Origin of the sequence: Zavarzinia sp. (assembly GCF_049306435.1) — a bacterium.
Classification (GTDB): Bacteria; Pseudomonadota; Alphaproteobacteria; order Zavarziniales; family Zavarziniaceae; genus Zavarzinia.
This window is the reverse complement of sequence record NZ_JBAQRT010000147.1, coordinates 1-2,853: the sequence shown is the minus strand read 5'-3', so window position 1 is coordinate 2,853 and position 2,853 is coordinate 1. Positions and strand designations below refer to the sequence as shown.

Sequence of the window (2,853 nt, the reverse complement as noted above, 5' to 3'; positions counted from 1 at the left end):
GGACAGCAGGGCGGGATCGATCCCGGCCGCCCCCGCCAGCGTGTCGGCGCGGCCGGGGGCGAGGGCCGCCGCCGTTTCGATCAGGGTCGCCACATAGGCGGAAAGGACACCGCTGCCGATCATGGCGGCCAGTGTCGCGCCTTGGCGTGAAAAGTCAATTTCACGGCGGCTGCGGTCAATGACGGCGGCCTTGAATGCGATTAGATGTCATGATCATCGCAACCGACAACAGAAGCGGCAGGGGAGAGATCATGGACTACGATCTGAAAATCACGGGCGGCACCATCGTCGACGGCACCGGCGCGCCGGCCTGCCCGGGCGATGTCGCCGTGAAGGGTGGGATCATCGTCGCCGTCGGGCATTGTCCGGGCAGCGCCGCGCGGGTGATCGACGCGGCGGGCGCCATCGTCACCCCCGGCTTCGTCGACCTGCACACCCATTACGACGGCCAGGTCAGCTGGGACGCCGATCTTCGCCCCTCGGTCAATCACGGCGTGACCACGGCCGTTCTCGGCAATTGCGGCGTCGGCTTCGCGCCGGTGCGCCCGGCCGACCACGATTGCCTGATCCGCCTGATGGAAGGGGTGGAGGATATCCCCGGCGTCGCCCTGGCCGAGGGCCTGAAATGGAACTGGGAAAGTTTCCCCGACTATATGTCGGCGATCGATTTCCCCCATGCCATCGATTTCGCCGTGATGGTGCCCCACGATCCCTTGCGCGTCTATGTCATGGGCGAGCGGGCGGTGCGCGGCGAGGCGGCGACGGCGGGCGATGTCGCCGAGATGCGCCGGCTGGTGCGCGAGGCGATGGAGGCCGGCGCCTTCGGCTTCGCCACCGGGCGCAGCGATACCCACCGCACCTCAGACGGGCTGTGCACCCCGGCGTCTGAAGCGACGCTGGCGGAATTGACCGGCATCGCCGAAGCCCTGAAGGGCCTCGACCACGGCGTGCTGCAGGCGGTCTCGGACTTCGACCTCGAAAAGGGGCCGGAGGAATTCGAGCGGGAATTCGACATTGTCGAGGCTTACGCCGCGACCGTGCCGGACCACCCGACCTCGATCACCCTGATGGAGCGGCCGCTCGATCCCCGGCAGTGGCGCCGCATCGTCGCGCGGGCCGAGGCGGCGAAGCAGAAGGGCATCACCATCCGCCTGCAGACGGCGCCTCGCGCGGTCGGGGTCATGGTCGGCTTCCAATGCACCTTCCATCCCTTCATGGGCCATCCGTCCTACAAGGCGATCGCCCATCTGCCGCTGGACGAGCGGGTGGCGCGGCTGCGCGATCCCGCGACCAAGGCCCGCCTCCTGGCCGAGACGCCGGACCGCATGGCGGCCGATGGCTCGTCGGTGCCGCCCATGGTCGACAAATTCCTCGCCGCGGTCGATTTCGTCTCGACCATGCTGTTCCGCCTCGGCGAGAGCCCGGATTACGAACAGCCCTTCGAGAAGTCGCTCCATGCCGAGGCGCAAGGGCGGGGCATCGCCCCGCTGGAGGCGATCTATGACGCCATGCTGGCGGAAGACGGGCGGGCGATGCTCTATTTCCCCTTCGCAAATTATGTCGAATTCTCCCTCGACAATGTCCTGACCATGATGCGCCATCCGCTCGCCCTCGCTGGCCTGTCGGACGGCGGCGCCCATGTCGGCACGGTCTGCGATGCTTCCTTCACCACCTTCCTGCTGTCCTACTGGGCGCGCGACCGGGTGAAGGGCGAACGCCTCGGCCTCGAGCAGGCGGTGCATATGCTGACCGGCGCCAATGCCGCCCATGGCGGCTTCCACGATCGCGGCACGATCGCCACCGGCAAGCGCGCCGACCTCAATGTGATCGACTTCGATCATCTGGCGCTGAAATCGCCCCACATGGTGCGCGACCTGCCGGCGGGCGGCCAGCGCCTGTTGCAGGACGCGGTCGGTTACCGCGCGACCCTGGTCGCCGGCGTGCCGGTGATCGAGAACGATACCCTGACCGGGGCGAAGCCCGGCCGTCTGGTGCGCATGGGCCGGTAGGGGCTTTTCCCCTCACCCCATCCTTCGCCCCCAAGGGGCGAGGGGCCGGCTTTACCGCCCTTCCCGCCACCAGGCGCCGAGCAGCAGGCCGAGGGCGAGCAGCAGGGCGAGGGCGGCGGGCAGCAGGGAGACCTGGGTGACCGCCGTCACCTCATAGGCGCCATTGCGGCGAAGGCCGATCCAGCCGGAGCCGGCGGCGGGCCGTTCCGGATCGACCCGGCGAAGGTCGGGAACGCCGTCTTCCACGATGAAACGGGCGCTGCCGCCGGTCGCGCGGGCGAGGGGGGCGAGCGTGTCCGTGGTCGCGCGGACATCAGCCATCTCGCGCCCGCCGGTATCGCCGACCGCGACGCTGACCACCCGCGTGCCGTCCGAGACATGCCACAGGCCGGCCTCGTCGGCGGCGATGCTGGCGGTGGCGATGCCGTCGTCATGGTCGGTCAGGCGGATGTTGCGGTTGCGGCCCGACGGCGCCTCGACATCGACCGGGGGCGGCTGGGGCGACAGGCTGCGGCGCTCGATCGCGATGGTGCCGTCCCGGACATGGGCGCGCAGGTCTTCCTCTTCGAGATCGGGTTCCTGCATCGACCAATGGGCGATCCGGCGCAGCAATTCGGCTTGCGGGCCGCCGCCCTCGAAGCCGCGCTGCCACAGCCAGGCTTCGTCCGAGGCGAGGAGGGCGACGCGGCCCCGTCCCACCCGGTCGAGGATCAGCAGGGGGCGGCTGCCGGCGCCGGTCATCACCGTGGTGCCCGATTTCGCCTCGAGATCCGACATGCGCAGCCAGCGGCCCCAGCCCGGCTCCCCGCCCAGGGGGCCCGCGCCCGGCAGGTCGGCGGTGACC

General features: G+C 69.8%; 1 protein-coding gene and 1 pseudogene. One reads left to right on the top strand and one right to left on the bottom strand.

Annotated elements, in window-relative coordinates; genetic code table 11:
• The first annotated feature begins 251 nt into the window (after positions 1-251).
• Positions 252-2,009 carry an N-acyl-D-amino-acid deacylase family protein gene (locus WAZ62_RS08005; RefSeq protein WP_422642993.1) on the top strand — a complete coding sequence of 586 codons (1,758 nt, stop codon included), beginning with the start codon at positions 252-254 and terminating at the stop codon, positions 2,007-2,009.
• A gap of 51 nt (positions 2,010-2,060) precedes the next feature.
• On the opposite strand, the pseudogene WAZ62_RS08000 reads toward WAZ62_RS08005, so the two are convergent.
• Positions 2,061-2,853: pseudogene (locus tag WAZ62_RS08000) on the bottom strand (hypothetical protein); the annotation flags it as partial.

Coding starts and splice junctions, on each gene's coding strand:
- WAZ62_RS08005 (WP_422642993.1), top strand. CDS start 252: ATGGACTACGATCTGAAAATCACGGGCGGCACCATCGTCGACGGCACC.